Genomic DNA, 15,444 nt, shown 5'->3' on the forward strand with positions numbered 1-15,444 from the left:
GGCCTCCTGCGGGTCGCCCGCCTCCGGGGCCGCCGCGCCGCGCGCGCCCTCGGCCGACGGCGGCGTGACGCGGCTGCTCGGCTCGCGCCGTGCCCCGGTCGCCGCGCGGGTGGACACCTGCGCCTGTACGACGGTGCCGTCGTTGTCGAGCGCGACCCGGAACACGCCCCGGTCCGGGGTGATGACGGGCACGCCGTCGAAGGCCTGCCGGAAGGTGACGTGGGTCTCCAGGCACGTCGGGGCGCCCAGCTCCGTGCCGTCCTTCGTGCCGGAGTTCTGCATCAGGTCGTGCACCCCGTCCACGACGAGCTCCGCGCCCCCGCTCGCGTCCCCGTGCCGCTCGGCGAAGGCCCGCGCCAGCTCCACGGCCCGCTCAGTGGGCAGGGGAGTGGTGGTGCGGGTCGTGGGCTCGGCGAGCCGTGCCCAGCGCACCGCGTGCGGCGCCGTGGCGACCGTACGGTCACCCGAGGTGGCGCTGAGCACGCCCTGCCGCTCCACCTGCACCTCTTCGAGGGCGGCGGCCGGGAAGCCGGCGAGGCGGCCCGCCGCAGCCAGTTCGGCGCTCGGGTCGCGCGGCGCGAGCCGCACCGTCAGCGCGCCCTCGGGCGCCTCGGTGAACTGCTCGGCCAGGGACGCGCGCGCGTGGTACCAGCGCCACGCGTACCAGTGGTCGGGCACCGGGTCGCGGAAGAAGTTCCGCTCGGTGTCGAGCCGGTTCACGGCCTCCGCCTGGGTCGCGCCGACCGCGCACACGGACGGGGCCTGGCGCTGCTCGATGTCCCAGCTCGCGTTCAGCCACGCCTCGCAGAACGTCTGCCCGGACCGCCACTTGTCCCAGAACTTCCGGCCGTAGTCCGGGTTGTCGACGCTGACCGTCTCGAAGCCGAAGAGCATGCGGAAGCCCGTGTTGGGCCGCGCCCAGGTGCGGATCGGCGAGTGCCCGTCCAGGACCCGCAGCGACAGGCACGTCGACCAGAAGACGTACTTGGCCTTCTCGTTGCCGAGCGCCATCCGGCTGGAGACCGCGTCGGTACGCCCGTCCCAGGCAGCGCCGAGCGGCGCGAAGAACACGCCGTTGCCGTCCATCGTGCCGTGGCCCGAGTGGTACACGGCGCACACCGCGTCCATCCCGTAGCGGTCCTGCCAGTTGTCGTACGTCTCCTCGTACGCCCACACCTGCACGCCGCCGTCGGCGAACCAGAAGTTGCGGTCGTAGAACTGCTGGAGGTACGCGAGGAAGCCGGTGGCGTCCTCGTGCGTGTAGTACAGCGGCGAGGCGTTGGCGAACCTCTCGATGCTGAACGCGCCCCACCAGCCGAACGTCGAGTCCCGCTCCCCGGCCGCGCCGGGCTTCTCCGGCTCCAGCGGCGACGGACCGCGGTCCGCGTAGATCATGCGCATGGCCTTACCCCCTGGGTGGTCTCCCCCTCGCGTGGCTGGATCGCACGCGGCCGAGGGGGCCTAAAAGTGTCACCGCGCACGGGCTTTGCCCAGGTGACATTCCGGCCGTAGGGGACGTGCCACGGGTGTGCTCCGGCGCCCCGGCAACCCCGGTGGCCAGGGCGTTCGCCGCCCCGGTGTTCGTATCGGCCGCCGCGCACCAGCGCGGCCCCCTCGAACAGGGCGAGGGGGCCGCGCGACCGACCGGAAGCGGAGGGTGTCTACTTGCCGTCTACCGGCCGCGGTAGGCGTCGAGGATCCGCACCGTCGAGGTGTTCCCCTGCCGGTCGGTGACCGTGGCACGCAGGGAGACGCCCTTGCCGCGGGCCGGGTTCTCCACCTCCACCGTGCCGCCCCTGACGGTCAGCTCGCGCCACGTGCGCCCCTCGTCGTGACTGGCGTACACGCGCAGCGACTTCAGGTTGGCGCCCGCCGCGTGGCCCTGGACGGTCACCGGAACGGACTGTTTCACGCCCGCCGGGGCCCGGCTGTCCAGACCCAGCTTCGGCGCGAAACGCACGGTGGACACCGGCAGCGCCGTCTCCGCCGCCGTGTGCCGGGAGCGGAACGTCCAGCTCGCGTCCACCCGTGTGGACACCGAGGCCAGTCTCGGGGAGCGGGTCAGGGACGCCGTCAGGCGGTACTCCGCGTCCGCCGCCGGGACCGCGAAAACCTCGCCGCCCGTCACCGCGTCGTCCCGCTCGGCGACCTTCACGCCGTCGCGGTACAGGACCGACTTCTGCCGCGTGGTGAGCGTCCAGCCGGGGTGGCCCGCGCCGTCCGCCACCATCGGCAGTCGCCCGCGCAGCTCGTCGCCCGTGCGGAAGACCCCCATCCGCTCGCCGAGCAGCGGGCCGAAGACGCCGGTGTTGAACGTCCTCGTGTAGCTCTTGCCGGCCCGGAACCTCTCCGGGGCCATCTCGTGGATGCCTTCCAGGACGCGCTCGCCGTCCGCGCCCGCGTCGCCGTACTGCTCGACGTCGGCGCCCCACCGCGCGCCGTCGAGCGCGGACACGTACGCCGTCGTCGTGCGCGGCAGCTTCTGCTGGGGCAGGATCGGCGAGATGCCGCCCGCCTCGCGCAGATACCCGGCGACGGACAGCTCGGCCCACCGGCCGGGGGCCGACGCGCCCTGGCGGATCCGCACCCGGGCGAAGTCGTCCGCCTTCAGGTGCCGGGTGTAGCCGGTCGCGAACCGGGTGACCTCGCCGCCGAGCATGACGTCGTAGCGGACGTCCGCGCCCTTGCGCCAGGTCCCGAGCCACTGCTGGCCGAAGCCCTCGGGGACGGCGGGACCGAGGTGCGCGGTGCGCAGGCTCCGGAAGGAGCTGATGGGCAGGGCCCCCAGCTCGTTGCCCGCGTACGTGTAGCGGGCGTCCAGGGACACGAGTTCGGCGGAGCGGTCCGGGACGCGGATGTCGACCGGCTTCGCCTTGCGGGCGTCGAGCGTGACGGTCGTCCTGCGGTCGACGGTGAGCTTGGGCCGCACCAGCCAGTCGGTGCCCTTGTCGGCGTCGTCGGGGTCGACGTAGAGCGCCGTGTCCAGCAGGTAGGTGCCCTTGGCCACGCGCACCGTGACGGTGCCCGACGGGTCGTGCGGGGAGAGGTTGAGGCCCTTGTCGCCGCCCGTGAGGGCCTGGAGCAGCGTCGCGTGGTGCGGGGTGGGCCGCCCGTCGCGGCCGACGGTCCTCAGCGTCACCTCGTGCCGCTCGATCTCCCGCTCCACGACGGCCGCCGTGCGGACGCTCTGCCCGCCGCCGCTCGCCGTGACGTACGCCGCGTACGAGCCGTTGACCGAGCCGCCCGGCCGGGTGTCCGCGACCAGGCCGACGGATGCCGTACCGCCCGCGCGCACGGTCAGTTTCCGCTTGTCGAGGGTGAAGAACCCGGCGGGCGCGGGACGGCCCTTCGGGTCGGTCGCCGCCACCTTCAGGTCCAGCGTGACGTCCCGGTCGCCGAGGTTGCGGTACGTCACCTTCCGCGTCCGCGGCTCGTCGTCGGTGTGCGGCCACGACTGGCGGCCGAAGTCCAGCGACGTCGGCCGGGCGACCACCGTCTGCCCGAGCGCCCGGTCGACGGCGACGCGGCCCGCGCCCTGCTCGAAGGGGTGGTACGCGCCGCCCTTCGCGGACGCCGTCAGGGCGCCCTTCAGTTCGGCGCCCGACCACGTCGGGTGCCGCTGCTTGAGCAGCGCGGCGGCGCCCGCGGCGTGCGGGGCGGCCATCGACGTCCCCGAGATGGTCAGATAGCCCTCGGGCTGCTGGCCGACCTCCTTCTCGATGGCGCTGCCCGGCGCGGCGGCCGCGGTGATGTCCACGCCCGGCGCCGTCACGTCCGGCTTGAGGCCGCCGCCGCCCGCCCGCGGGCCCCGGCTGGAGAACGGCGCGAGCTTGTCCGCGTCGTCGACCGCGCCCACGGTCAGGGCGGCCTTCGCGCTGCCCGGGGACTCGACGGTGCCGGAGCCGTACTCGCCGCTGTTGCCCGCCGAGACCGCGAACAGGACGCCCTTGTCGGCCGACAGCCTGTCGATCGCGGCCTCCAGCGGGTCGTCGCCGGGCATGTCGCCGCCGCCCAGGCTCAGGTTGACGACGTCGGCGCCCTGGGCGGCCGCCCACTCCATGCCCGCGATGATCCCCGAGTCGCCGCCGGAGCCGTCGTCGTCGAGCACCTTGCCGTTCAGGATCCGGGCGCCGGGCGCGACGCCCTTGAACGCGCCGCCGGACTTCGCACCGGTGCCCGCCGCGATGGACGCGACGTGCGTGCCGTGGCCGACGCGGTCCTTGGCGTCGGGGGAGGAGGTGAAGTTCTTCTCGCCGACGACCTGGCCCCTCAGATCGGGGTGCGTGGCGTCGACGCCCGAGTCCAGGACGGCGATCCTCACGCCCTTGCCGTCGTACCCGGCCGCCCAGGCCTTCGGCGCGCCGATCTGCCGCACGCTCTTGTCGAGGTGCGCCTCGCGGACGCCGTCCAGCCACAGGTGGCGCACGCCCGGCGCGTAGCCGCGCGCGTCCGTCAGGGCCCGCCACAGCCGCGCCGCGTCCCGGGGCGGGGTGCGGACGGCCTCGGCGTTCAGCGAGGGCAGGCCGCGGCGGACCGTCGTGCCCCCGGCCGCGCGGACACCGGCCCGGGCGTCGCGCGCCGCGCCGGCGTAGCCGACGATCAGCCGCAGGCCGCCGTCCCGGCCCGTGCGCGCGGCCTGCCGGCTCAGCTCGGTGACGTCGAACAGGCGCCGGTCGACCCGGCCTTCGGCGACGAGGCGCCGGGCGTCGTGGGGCAGGACGAGGGTGTGCCCGTTCCTGGTCTCGGTGCGGACCGGGATGCGCTCGCGGCCCTTCGCCGGGGCGAATCCGGTCACCTTGCCCCGGGCGTTGACGGCAACGCGGTCGCCGGTGACGAGGGTCAGGCGGTGCCCGGACCCGGCCTTCGCGGCGGCAGCCGGGGTGGCGGCGGGCAGGCCTCCGGCCGCGGAGAAGGCCGGGCCCGCCGCCACCTGGTCGCCGTCCGCCCCGGCTCCGTCCGCCGACGCCGGGCCGGTCACGCCCGCCGTCAGCGCCACGGCCGCCGTCGTCACGACGACGGCGGCCGGGCGCCCTCTTCTTCGATGCTTGCGCACATGTCCCCCTGTCGGGTTGCGCTGTCCCGCTGCCGGGACCAACTTTCCCCGTCAGACGGGGAGTTGTGGGCCACGGTTGCCCGGGGCGCCCCGGCGCGCGCCCCGGCCCTGCAACCCGGGTGATCCTTCTTACGGCTCGGTGACACCCCTGTGCGCCGTGTTTTCCCGCGGAGTGTGATCGGATGGAGGCCAGCGAATCCTCACTGATCCTCACCGAAGGGAAACGGCATCGTGGCAACCACGCGCTCCGCACACACGGTCTGGGAAGGCAGCCTGACCGAGGGCTCCGGCACGGTGACCTTCGACTCCTCGGGCATCGGCGAGCAGGCCGTGTCCTGGCCGTCGCGCGCCGAGCAGGCGAACGGCAAGACCTCCCCCGAGGAGCTCATCGCCGCCGCGCACTCGAGCTGCTTCTCGATGGCGCTGTCCCACGGCCTGACCGGCGCGGGCACCCCGCCCACCAAGCTGGTCACGTCCGCCGACGTGACCTTCCAGCCCGGCACCGGCATCACCGGCATCCACCTCACCGTCGAGGGCGAGGTGCCGGGCATCGACGAGGCGGCCTTCACCGCCGCTGCCGAAAACGCCAAGGCCAACTGCCCGGTCAGCCAGGCGCTCAGCGGCACGACGATCACCCTGTCGGCGAAGCTGGCCTGACGGCAGCGCCCCGAAGGAGCCGCCGGTACCCGCGAGGGCCGGCGGCTCCGTGCTGTGCGCGACCCCGTACGCGGCATTGACAACGACCCGCTCAAGTTTTGTGCTGGAGGTCGGAGTATCGCCGCGTCGGAAGGGGTTGTTGGAGATGGCACGTGCGGTCGGTATCGATCTCGGAACGACGAACTCCGTGGTCGCCGTCCTGGAGGGCGGCGAACCCACCGTCATCGCGAACGCGGAGGGCGCCCGCACCACCCCCTCGGTCGTCGCCTTCGCCAAGAGCGGCGACGTGCTCGTGGGCGAGGTCGCCAAGCGGCAGGCGGTCACGAACGTGGAGCGCACCGCACGCTCCGTCAAACGCCACATGGGCGACCCGAACTGGCGCTTCCCGGCGGACGGCGCGATCGACGGCCACCGCTACACCGCGCAGGAGCTGTCCGCGCGCGTCCTGCAGAAGCTCAAGCGGGACGCCGAGTCCTACCTCGGCGAGGATGTCACCGACGCGGTCGTCACCGTGCCCGCGTACTTCGACGACGCCCAGCGCCAGGCCACCAAGGAGGCGGGCGAGATCGCCGGCCTGAACGTCCTGCGCATCGTCAACGAGCCGACCGCCGCCGCCCTCGCGTACGGCCTCGACAAGGGCGAGGACGAGACGGTCCTCGTCTTCGACCTCGGCGGCGGCACCTTCGACGTGTCGCTCCTGGAGATGGGCGAGGGCGTCATCGAGGTCAAGGCCACCAACGGGGACACCCGGCTCGGCGGCGACGACTGGGACCAGCGGATCGTCGAGCACCTCGTACGGCAGTTCAAGAACGCCCACGGCATCGACCTCGCCCAGGACAAGATGGCGCTGCAACGCCTGCGCGAGGGCGCCGAGAAGGCGAAGATCGAGCTGTCCTCGTCCAGCGAGACCGACATCAGCCTGCCCTATATCACCGCGTCCGCGGACGGCCCGCTGCACCTGGCCGAGAAGCTCACCCGGGCCCAGTTCCAGGCGCTCACCTCCGACCTGCTCGACCGCTGCAAGGGCCCCTTCCACCAGGCCGTCAAGGACGCGGGCGTCGCGCTCGCCGCGATCGACCACGTCATCCTCGTCGGCGGCTCCACCCGGATGCCCGCCGTCACCGACCTGGTCAGGGAGCTCACCGGCAAGGACCCGCACAAGGGCGTCAACCCCGACGAGGTCGTCGCCGTCGGCGCCACGCTCCAGGCGGGCGTCATCCGCGGCGACGTCAAGGACGTGCTGCTGCTCGACGTGACCCCGCTGTCCCTCGGCATCGAGACCAAGGGCGGCATCATGACCAAGCTCATCGAGCGCAACACCACCATCCCCACCCGCCGTTCGGAGACCTTCTCCACCGCCGAGGACAACCAGCCCTCGGTCGGCATCCAGGTCTTCCAGGGCGAGCGGGACATCGCCGCGTACAACAAGAAGCTCGGCGTCTTCGACCTCACCGGCCTGCCGCCCGCGCCCCGCGGCGTGCCCAAGATCGAGGTCACCTTCGACATCGACGCCAACGGCATCATGCACGTCTCGGCCAAGGACGAGGCCACCGGGCGCGAGCAGCGCATGACCGTCACGGGCGGCTCCGCGCTGCCCAAGGACGACATCGACCGGATGGTCCGCGAGGCCGAGCAGCACGCCGAGGAGGACCGCAGGCGCCGCGAGGCCGCCGAGACCCGCAACCAGGCCGAGCAGCTCGTCTACCAGACCGAGCGGTTCCTGCGCGAGAACGCCGAGAGCCTGGCGCGGGTGCCCGCCGCCACCAGGGAGGAGGTGGAGGCGGCCGTCGCCGAGGTGAAGCGCCTCCTGGAGCACGAGGGCGACAACACCCAGGCGCTGCGCGGCGGCGCGGAGAAGCTCGCGACGGTCAGCCAGAAGCTGGGCCAGGCCATGTACGAGGCCGCGCCGCCGCCCGGCGACACGTCCTCGGCCCGGGCCGGGGCCGGGGGCGGGGCCTCGGCCGGGGACTCCGGCGCCCGGCAGCCCGGCGACGAGGGCGTGGTCGAGGCCGAGATCGTGGAGGACGAGGGGGAGGGCGCCGCCGGCACCGGCAAGGGCACCGAGGGCACCGGCAAGGACGCCGAGGGCACCGGCAAGGGCGCCGAGGGGAAGGAGAACCCCTGACCCCCTGACCTCCGCGGGCCCGGCCGCGTGGCTACCCCTTCGTCCGGAGGTACTTGACCGTCGCCGGGTCGGCCGGGAGCAGCGTCTCGATGGCCAGCTCGGCGACGGTCACGTCCATCGGCGTGTTGAACGTGGAGATCGACGAGACGAAGGAGAGCACGCGGCCCTCGTGCTCGATCCGCAGCGGCAGTGCGACGTGCGCCACCGTCCCCTCGGCCGCGGTGTCCTCGCCCGGGTCCCCGACCGGGTACGCCGCCACCTCCTCGTACAGCGCCCGCAGCGCCGGGGAGCGCTGGAGCGCGATCTGCCGCTCCATCTGGTGCAGCAGGTGCCCGCGCCACTCGCGCAGGTTGCGGATCCTCGGCGCGAGCCCCTCGGGGTGCAGCACGACCCGCATCGCGTTCAGCGGCGGTGCCAGCAGGTGCTCCGGCAGGCCGTCCAGGAGCGTCGCGATGCCGCGGTTGGCGGCAAGGACCTGGTACGTCGCGTCGACGACCAGCGCCGGGTACGGCTCGAAGCCCTGGAGGAGCTGCTCCACGCCCGCGCGCAGCGCGCCCATCGCCGGGTCGTCCAGCGGGGTCTGCGGGAAGCGCGGCGCGTACCCGGCCGCGAGCAGCAGCGCGTTGCGCTCGCGCACGGGCACGTCCAAGTGCTCGGCGAGCTTGAGGACGAACTCCTCGCTGGGCTTGGCCCGGCCCGTCTCGACGAAGCTGATGTGCCGGGCCGAGGAGTCCGCGCGCAGCGCCAGTTCGAGCTGGCTGACGCGCCGCTCCTCGCGCCAGCCGCGCAACAGGGCCCCCACCCCGGAGGGGGCGCCCGCGCGTGCCGCGGTCGGGGCGCCTGCGTGTGGCCCGGTCGGGGCGCCCGCGCGCGGTGTGGCCGGGGTGCCCGCGCGTGCCGCTCCGCCGTCGCCGTTCCGTCTGCCGGGCGCGAGAGTCGTCATGCCCCGACGGTAGCCGACGGCGGCCGGGCCCCCGCCGGTCGTCCGCGGTGGCCCCCCGCCGGTCGTCCGCGGCGGCCCATGGCGTACAGCTAGAGGCATGGCGTACGACGAGACCGGTATCAACCACCCGTGGGCCCCGCTGTCGTGGGAGGCCGCCGTCGCGTACCGCGCCCGGGTGCGCGGCTGCCTGCTCGGCGGCGCGGTCGGCGACGCGCTGGGCTACGCGGTCGAGTTCGACTCGCTGGCGGCCATCCGCGCCGCGCACGGCCCGCGCGGCGTGACCGGGCCGGTGACCGACGCGGCGGGCGTCGGCCGGATCAGCGACGACACGCAGATGACGCTGTTCACCGCCGAGGCCCTGGAGCTGGCGCACGCCAGGGAGCGCCGCAAGGGCATCGGCGGCGCCGCGCCCCAGCTCGTCCTGGAGGCCTACCTGCGCTGGCTGGACACCCAGCGGCGGCCCGCCCCCGCCCCGGACGTGCGCGGCGGCCTCGTCGCGCAGCCCTGGCTCTACGCCCGGCGCGCGCCGGGCAACGCCTGCCTCAGCGGCCTCGCCCAGGCCCACGCCCCGGACCCGCGGGCCCCGCTCGGGTCGCGCGGCCCCGTCAACCCGGAGTCGAAGGGCTGCGGCACCGTCATGCGGTCGGCGCCCTTCGGGCTCACCCGCGCCCCCGCGGACCGGGCCTTCGACCTGGCCGCGCGCTGCGCGCGGATCACCCACGGCCACCCCACCGGCTCCTACGCCGCGGGCGCGCTCGCCGCGATCGTCGCGCACCTGGTCGCGGGGGACTCGCTGGAGGGCGCCGTCCTGCGCACCCTGCGACTCCTCGCCCGTCAGCCGGGGCACGAGGAGACCTCCACCGCCCTGACCCGCGCCGTCGACCTGGCCGCCGCCGGGGAGCCGAGCGCCGAGACGGTGGAGTCCCTGGGTGCGGGCTGGATCGCCGAGGAGGCCCTCGCCGTCGCGGTGTACGCGGCCCTCGCCGCGCGGAGCGTCGAGGAGGCCCTGACCCTGGCCGTGAACCACTCGGGCGACAGCGACTCCACCGGTTCGGTCTGCGGCAACCTGCTCGGCGCGCTGTACGGCGACCACGCGCTGCCCGGCGACTGGCTGAAAGCCACCGAGGGCCGGGCGGTGATCGCCGCGGTGGCGGACGACCTCGCGGCGGAATGCCTGCGCCGCTGAGTCCCCGCCTGCGAATCGCTGTGGCACGCTGGCACCACACCCCGGACACGAAGGAAGGAGCGCGGCCATGCCCCTTGAACCACTGTCGCAGAAGGAGATCGAGGACCGCCTCGCGGAGCTGCCCGGCTGGTCCCTCACCGGCGACGCGGGCACCTTCGGCAGCAAGATCACCCGCTCCTACCGGCTCGCCTCGCACTACGCGGCCACGGCCTTCGTCGTCCACGTCTCCCAGGTGCAGCAGGAGCTCGACCACCACGCGGAGATCACCCTCGGCTACGACACGGTGGTGCTCGCGGTGAACACCCACAGCGTGGGCGGGGCCCTCACCGAGCGCGACCTCGAACTGGCCCGCCGGGTCGAGGAGATCGCACCCGGCCACGGCGCGGTCTGAGTGGGACGGAGCGAGGGCGCGATGCTCGACTACGGCAAGGAGGCCGTCCGGTACGACGCGTCGCGCGGCGGCGAGCCCCGGGCCGCCGCCGCGGCCGCCGCGGTCCTGTCGCTGCTGCCGCCGGGCACCGGCAGCCTCCTGGACGTCGCCTGCGGCACGGGCCTGGTGACCCGCCGGTTCGCCGCCGAACCGGGCCTGCGCGTCACCGGTGTCGACGCGACCTCCGCCATGGCGCGCATGGCGGCCGCCCGCGTCCCGGGCGCCGTCGTGCTCGGGGACAGCCGCCGACTGCCGTTCCCCGACGCGGCGTTCGACGCGGTGAGCACCGTGTGGCTGCTGCACCTGCTCGCCGACCCCGAGGAGGCCGCGACGGTCGTCGCGGAGTGCGCGCGGGTCCTCAAGCCGGGCGGCCGCTACGTCACCACCGTCGACAAGGCGGCCGCGCACAACGTGGGCAGCGACATCGACGCCGTGCTCGCGGGCCGCCCCGTCCGCAGCCCCGTGGACGGCGCGGCCCGGGTCGAGGGCTACGCCGCGGCGTGCGGGCTCGCCCCCGCGGGCCGGGCCCGCTTCACCGGCCACGGCCAGGGCCGCAGCCCGCGCAGCACGGTGGCGGACCTGTTCCGCGGCTGGTTCACCAGCATCCCGCCGGACAGCGCCATGGCGCGGGAGTACGCGGCGCGGCTCGCGGACCTGCCGGACCAGGACGTACGGCGCCCGGACCCGGTGTTCACGCTCCGCTCCTTCGCCGAGCCGACCGCGCAGGGGCGCGACCGGGTTTGCCGGAACGGCAACGGAAGTAGCCGTTTCCGCTGACCCGCCGCAGGCTGGAGCCGATCCCGGAAGCGACGGAGAGGCGGCAGGGCGATGACGGAGTTCGCGGGCGACGGCAAGGGCGGCGAGGACGGCGGCGGCCACGGGCCCGGCGCGCACGGCCGGCACGCGCACGGCGACCACGGCCACGGCGGTCCCGGCGACCACGGCCACGGCGCGCACAGCGGGCCCGGCGGGCACAGCGGGCACGGCCATGGTCATGGCGGCCACGGTCACGGCCACCGCCACGGCGCCGAGATCGACTGGGCCGAGATGGCCCCCGTCCTGGAGGCGAACGCCGAGGTCACCGCCCCGGCGTACCGGCAGGTCGCCGACTGGCTGCGGGAGCTGCGCGCCGGTGCGGAGCCGTCCCTGGTGGTCGACGCGGGCAGCGGCCCGGGCGTGGTCACCTGCCTGCTCGCCCAGGCCTTCCCCCGCGCCCAGGTGGTCGCGGCCGACCCCGAGCAGGCGCTGCTCGACCGCGCCGCCGCCCGCGCGGCCCGCCTCGGTCTCGGCGACCGCGTGCGCGCCCACCGGGCCGAACTCCCGGACGGCCTCGGGGCGCTGCCGCCCGCCGACCTCGTCTGGGCCGCCCGGTCCGTGCACCACGTGGGCGACCAGGTCGCCGCGCTCGCCGCCCTCGGGGAGCGACTGGCGCCGGGCGGGGCGCTCGCCGTCCTGGAGGGCGGGCTGCCGCCGCGCAGCCTGCCGCGCGACATCGGCCTCGGCCGGCCCGGACTCCAGGCGCGCCTGGACGCAGCCAACGAGGCCTGGTTCACGCGCATGCGCGCGGAGCTGCCCGGCGCCAAGGAGACGGTGGAGCACTGGCCCGCGCTGCTCGCGGCGGCGGGCCTGCGGCACACGGCGACGCGCACGTTCCTCCTGGACCTGCCCGCGCCCCTGGACGACCGGGCGCGGGAGCACGTCGCCGCCACCTTCGAGCGCTACCGCCACCTCGCGGCCGCCCCGGAGGCGCAGCCGGCCGCGCTGGCGGAGGACGACCTGGCGATTCTGGACCGGCTGATCGACCCCGAGGACCCGGAGAGCCTGTACCGCAGGGACGACGTGTTCCTCCTCGCCGCGCACACCGTCCACGTGGCGGTACGCGAGGACTGACCCGGGCGGGCTCCGAAACCCCCTTCAGGACCGCAGCTCCGCCAGCCGATCCAGCGCGTCGCGCGCGGACTCCCGCTCGTCCGCGTCGAGTTCGATCGCGGCGGCCCGCCCCAGGAGCCGCCCGGCCAGCTCCTCGTCGCCCGTCCGCCGGGCGATGTCCCCGCGCAGCACCAGCAGCCGCAGGTGCTGCGCGGGGGTGGGCCGCTCGTCCTCCAGGGCCAGGGCGCGGTCGATGACCTTGGCGGCGCCCGCGAGGTCCTCCTTGGAGTCCACGAAGAGGTCGGCGAGGTGCAGGGCCCGAGCGAAGGTCTCCTTCGGCACGGGCCGCATGCTCTGGTCCTCGCTGATCGCCTGCCCGACCCGGATGCTGTTCCCCGCCGGATCGGTCATCAGAAACTGCCGCACCCCGTACGACATGTCCTTCACCGGCCCGATCCGCGGCAGCCCGCGCCGCGGCACCTTCCCGTACGCCGCCTTCAGCCCGGCCCGGAAGGCCTCGTACAGCCCGTCCACGTCGTCGGTGAGGACGTAGCACCCCGAGTACGACGCGGCGGGGTCGTACTGCCGCATCCCGAAGAACTGCAGCTCCACGGGCCCGCGTTCGACGACGACGTACGCGTACGGGCTCTTCTGGAAGTACGTCGTCTCGAAGCCCAGGGCGGTGTAGAAGTCCACGACCGGCTGGAGGGAGTGGGCAGGAAGCAGGGGGATGGTTTTCTCAGCCATGCCGTCACTCTAGTCAAACTTGAATACCCAAAGCGAGGGGTTGTCGCTCACCAGCTCAACAGTGCCCAGGGGAGGCGTACACAAGGACCGCATGCCGCGGCCCGGCCGCGCCGTCGGGGAGGCGGGGCGGCCGGGCCGAGGGGTACGCCGGTGGGGGTTACGCGACGTGGAACTCGGCCGGGTCCGGGCCGAGGCGGCGGTTCTCGTTGAGGGCGCTGATCGCGGCCATGTCCTCGGGGTCCAGCTCGAAGTCGAACACCTCGATGTTCTCCTTGATGCGGGACGGGGTCACCGACTTGGGGATGACCACGTTGCCGAGCTGGATGTGCCAGCGCAGGACGACCTGCGCGGGGGTGCGGCCGTGCTTCTGGGCGATCGCGACGATCGCGGGGACCTCCAGGAGGCCCTTGCCCTGGCCCAGCGGCGACCAGGCCTCTGTGGCGATGCCCTGCTCCGCGTGGTACTCGCGGGCGGCGCGCTGCTGGAGGTGCGGGTGCAGCTCGATCTGGTTGACGGCCGGGATCACCGACGTGGCGTCGATGAGGCGCTCCAGGTGCTCCGGGAGGAAGTTGGAGACACCGATGGACTTGGCGCGGCCCTCGGACAGGATCTTCTCGAAGGCCTTGTACGTGTCGATGTACGTGTCCTTGTCCGGCATCGGCCAGTGGATCAGGTACAGGTCGACGTAGTCGAGGCCCAGCTTCGCGAGGGAGGCGTCGAACGCCTTGAGCGTCGCCTCGTACCCCTGGTCGGTGTTCCAGAGCTTCGTCGTGACGAAGAGCTCCTCGCGGGCGATGCCGGAGGCGGCGACGGCCTTGCCGGTGCCCTCCTCGTTCTCGTAGACGGCCGCCGTGTCGATGCTGCGGTACCCGGCCTCCAGGGCCGTCGTGACGGCCTGCTCCGCCTCGTCGTCCGGCACCTGCCAGACACCGAAGCCGAGCTGGGGCATCTCGATGCCGTTGTTCAGGATGATCGGGGGGACCTTGCTCACGGGCTCTCGATCCTTATACGTCGTCGGGTGGTACATCCATGGTCAACGATCAGGGGCCGTGTCGCATTCCTGGGGGACGCGGGGGCCGCGGTGGCCCTGAGAATGGCCGGATATGGCGCCGTTCCCAGCGGTCCGAACCATTGACCGCGTCCCGTCAGGCCGGGACTCTGTTGCACGCCACTGAACGCAGGCCATCCATGTGAACAGCCTACGCATCGCGGTGGTGGTGTATGCCAGTGGCTCCTGATCCCCCACTTCTCAGGAAGGCAGGACGCGCCATGAACCCCCACGAGCAGGAGACCCCGGAGCAGTACCCCTCCGGCCCGTCCGACGCCACGCCCGCCCCGGCGTGGCAGACCCCCGCGTACACGGTCGTCGAGACCTCCCTCGAAGTCACCGCCTACCGGCTCGCCGACCGGTAAGCACGCCGATGCTGCTGCAGGTGCTCGGCACCGCGGCGGGCGGCGGGCTGCCCCAGTGGAACTGCGCGTGCCCCGGTTGCGCCGGGGCACGCGCCCACCCGGGGCGCCGCCGCCTCCACGCCTCCCTGGCCGTCCACGCGGGCCGCGACCGCTGGTACCTCGTCAACGCCACCCCGGACCTGGGGGAGCAGCTCGAACGGTGCCCGGAGCTGCTGCCCGACCCGGCGGGCGACCCCCGCCGGACCCCCGTCGCGGGCGTGCTGCTCACCGACGCCGAACTCGACCACACCCTCGGCATCGCCCGGCTGCGCGAGGCCCGGGACGGCGTCGAGGTGTACGCCACCGCCCCGGTGGAGCACGCCGTGCGCGAGCGGCTCGGGCTCGGCGCCGTGCTCGCCCCGTACACCGCCGTCCGCTGGCGCGGGCTCACCGGCACGGGGGCGCCGCTCGGCGACGGGGCGGGGGTGCACGTCAGCGCCGTGCCGGTTTCGGCCAAGCGCCCGAGGTACGCGGCCGACACCGCTTCCCCGGACGCCGGGGACACCGGGGCCGCTGGGCTCACTGGGGACACCGGGGCCATCGGGGACACCGAGAACACAGGGGACACCGGGGCCGTCGCGGACGTCACCTCCGCGGGCGACGCCTGGTCCGTCGCCCTGTGTCTGCGCGACACCGCGACCGGCGGCACGCTCCTGTACGCCCCGGCGCTCGCCGTCTGGAGCGACGCCTTCGAGGAGGCCGCCCAGGAGGCCGACGTCGTCCTCGTCGACGGCACGTTCTGGGACGACGAGGAGCCGCTGCGGGCGGGCTTCTCGCGCCGGACCGCCACCGGGATGGGCCATCTGCCGATCACCGGTCCGGGTGGCACCGCCGCCCGGCTCGCCCGCCTGCCGGGCCGTTGCCTGTACACGCATCTGAACAACACCAACCCGCTGGGCGACCCGGACGCCGAGCAGCACCGGCAGCTCGCCGCGTGGGGCCTCGCCGTCGCGGACGAACGGATGGTGATCGAGCTGTGAGG

13 protein-coding genes are annotated in these 15,444 nt (G+C 74.3%); 8 read left to right on the top strand and 5 right to left on the bottom strand.

Annotated features, from left to right (window positions below; all coding sequences use genetic code 11):
- Both IE330_RS17125 and IE330_RS17130 read right to left on the bottom strand, forming a co-directional pair.
- The coding region (locus IE330_RS17125; protein ID WP_190136895.1) for a DUF6345 domain-containing protein at nt 1–1,401 on the bottom strand (1,401 nt) is incomplete at its 3' end.
- A gap of 271 nt (nt 1,402–1,672) precedes the next feature.
- On the bottom strand, nt 1,673–5,053 hold the full coding sequence (locus tag IE330_RS17130) for a S8 family peptidase (protein ID WP_190136896.1): 3,381 nt from the start codon (nt 5,051–5,053) through the stop codon (nt 1,673–1,675).
- A gap of 231 nt (nt 5,054–5,284) precedes the next feature.
- Here IE330_RS17130 and IE330_RS17135 point away from each other — a divergent pair, with 231 nt between their 5' ends.
- Both IE330_RS17135 and dnaK read left to right on the top strand, forming a co-directional pair.
- Nucleotides 5,285–5,710 (top strand): OsmC family peroxiredoxin, encoded by a 426-nt coding sequence (locus tag IE330_RS17135; protein WP_190136897.1) that lies wholly within the window; start codon nt 5,285–5,287, stop codon nt 5,708–5,710.
- A 145-nt stretch (nt 5,711–5,855) separates the two neighbouring features.
- Nucleotides 5,856–7,835, top strand: a complete 1,980-nt coding sequence (dnaK, locus tag IE330_RS17140; RefSeq protein ID WP_190136898.1) for a molecular chaperone DnaK — start codon at nt 5,856–5,858, stop codon at nt 7,833–7,835.
- A gap of 31 nt (nt 7,836–7,866) precedes the next feature.
- Here the strand turns inward: dnaK and IE330_RS17145 are convergent, their stop codons facing one another.
- On the bottom strand, nt 7,867–8,778 hold the full coding sequence (locus tag IE330_RS17145) for a helix-turn-helix domain-containing protein (protein WP_190136899.1): 912 nt from the start codon (nt 8,776–8,778) through the stop codon (nt 7,867–7,869).
- A gap of 97 nt (nt 8,779–8,875) precedes the next feature.
- Between IE330_RS17145 and IE330_RS17150 the strand changes: the two genes are divergently transcribed.
- The 4 genes from IE330_RS17150 (at nt 8,876) to IE330_RS17165 (ending at nt 12,284) form a co-directional block, all read left to right on the top strand.
- Nucleotides 8,876–9,964: an ADP-ribosylglycohydrolase family protein gene (locus IE330_RS17150; protein ID WP_190136900.1), complete on the top strand. Its 1,089-nt coding sequence runs from the start codon at nt 8,876–8,878 to the stop codon at nt 9,962–9,964.
- Nucleotides 9,965–10,031: 67 nt separating this feature from the next.
- On the top strand, nt 10,032–10,355 hold the full coding sequence (locus IE330_RS17155; protein WP_190136901.1) for a 4a-hydroxytetrahydrobiopterin dehydratase: 324 nt from the start codon (nt 10,032–10,034) through the stop codon (nt 10,353–10,355).
- A 21-nt stretch (nt 10,356–10,376) separates the two neighbouring features.
- The gene (locus IE330_RS17160; RefSeq protein WP_190136934.1) at nt 10,377–11,171 is read left to right on the top strand and encodes a class I SAM-dependent methyltransferase; all 795 of its coding nucleotides are present in this window, start codon (nt 10,377–10,379) and stop codon (nt 11,169–11,171) included.
- Nucleotides 11,172–11,222: 51 nt separating this feature from the next.
- On the top strand, nt 11,223–12,284 hold the full coding sequence (locus IE330_RS17165; RefSeq protein WP_190136902.1) for a class I SAM-dependent methyltransferase: 1,062 nt from the start codon (nt 11,223–11,225) through the stop codon (nt 12,282–12,284).
- A gap of 24 nt (nt 12,285–12,308) precedes the next feature.
- On the opposite strand, the gene IE330_RS17170 is transcribed toward IE330_RS17165, so the two are convergent.
- A complete protein-coding gene (locus tag IE330_RS17170) occupies nt 12,309–13,010 on the bottom strand; it encodes a bleomycin resistance protein (protein ID WP_190136903.1) in 702 nt (233 codons plus the stop codon).
- A gap of 157 nt (nt 13,011–13,167) precedes the next feature.
- A complete protein-coding gene (locus IE330_RS17175; RefSeq protein WP_229925711.1) occupies nt 13,168–13,959 on the bottom strand; it encodes an aldo/keto reductase in 792 nt (263 codons plus the stop codon).
- A gap of 320 nt (nt 13,960–14,279) precedes the next feature.
- Between IE330_RS17175 and pqqA the strand changes: the two genes are divergently transcribed.
- Nucleotides 14,280–14,423, top strand: a complete 144-nt coding sequence (gene pqqA / locus IE330_RS17180) for a pyrroloquinoline quinone precursor peptide PqqA (protein ID WP_190136905.1) — start codon at nt 14,280–14,282, stop codon at nt 14,421–14,423.
- A gap of 8 nt (nt 14,424–14,431) precedes the next feature.
- Entirely contained in the window at nt 14,432–15,442 is a 1,011-nt protein-coding gene (locus IE330_RS17185) for an MBL fold metallo-hydrolase (protein WP_190136906.1), read from the top strand.
- The last annotated feature ends 2 nt before the right edge of the window (nt 15,443–15,444 follow it).

Origin of the sequence: Streptomyces longispororuber (genome assembly GCF_014656095.1) — a bacterium.
Classification (GTDB): Bacteria; Actinomycetota; Actinomycetes; order Streptomycetales; family Streptomycetaceae; genus Streptomyces; species Streptomyces longispororuber.

What these genes read in the sequence shown, in the direction of transcription:
- dnaK (WP_190136898.1), top strand. Translation starts at nt 5,856, where the DNA reads ATGGCACGTGCGGTCGGTATCGATCTCGGAACGACGAACTCCGTGGTC.
- IE330_RS17145 (WP_190136899.1), bottom strand. Translation starts at nt 8,778, where the DNA reads ATGACGACTCTCGCGCCCGGCAGACGGAACGGCGACGGCGGAGCGGCA.
- IE330_RS17150 (WP_190136900.1), top strand. Translation starts at nt 8,876, where the DNA reads ATGGCGTACGACGAGACCGGTATCAACCACCCGTGGGCCCCGCTGTCG.
- IE330_RS17155 (WP_190136901.1), top strand. Translation starts at nt 10,032, where the DNA reads ATGCCCCTTGAACCACTGTCGCAGAAGGAGATCGAGGACCGCCTCGCG.
- IE330_RS17160 (WP_190136934.1), top strand. Translation starts at nt 10,377, where the DNA reads ATGCTCGACTACGGCAAGGAGGCCGTCCGGTACGACGCGTCGCGCGGC.
- IE330_RS17165 (WP_190136902.1), top strand. Translation starts at nt 11,223, where the DNA reads ATGACGGAGTTCGCGGGCGACGGCAAGGGCGGCGAGGACGGCGGCGGC.
- IE330_RS17170 (WP_190136903.1), bottom strand. Translation starts at nt 13,010, where the DNA reads ATGGCTGAGAAAACCATCCCCCTGCTTCCTGCCCACTCCCTCCAGCCG.
- IE330_RS17175 (WP_229925711.1), bottom strand. Translation starts at nt 13,959, where the DNA reads ATGCCCCAGCTCGGCTTCGGTGTCTGGCAGGTGCCGGACGACGAGGCG.
- pqqA (WP_190136905.1), top strand. Translation starts at nt 14,280, where the DNA reads ATGAACCCCCACGAGCAGGAGACCCCGGAGCAGTACCCCTCCGGCCCG.
- IE330_RS17185 (WP_190136906.1), top strand. Translation starts at nt 14,432, where the DNA reads ATGCTGCTGCAGGTGCTCGGCACCGCGGCGGGCGGCGGGCTGCCCCAG.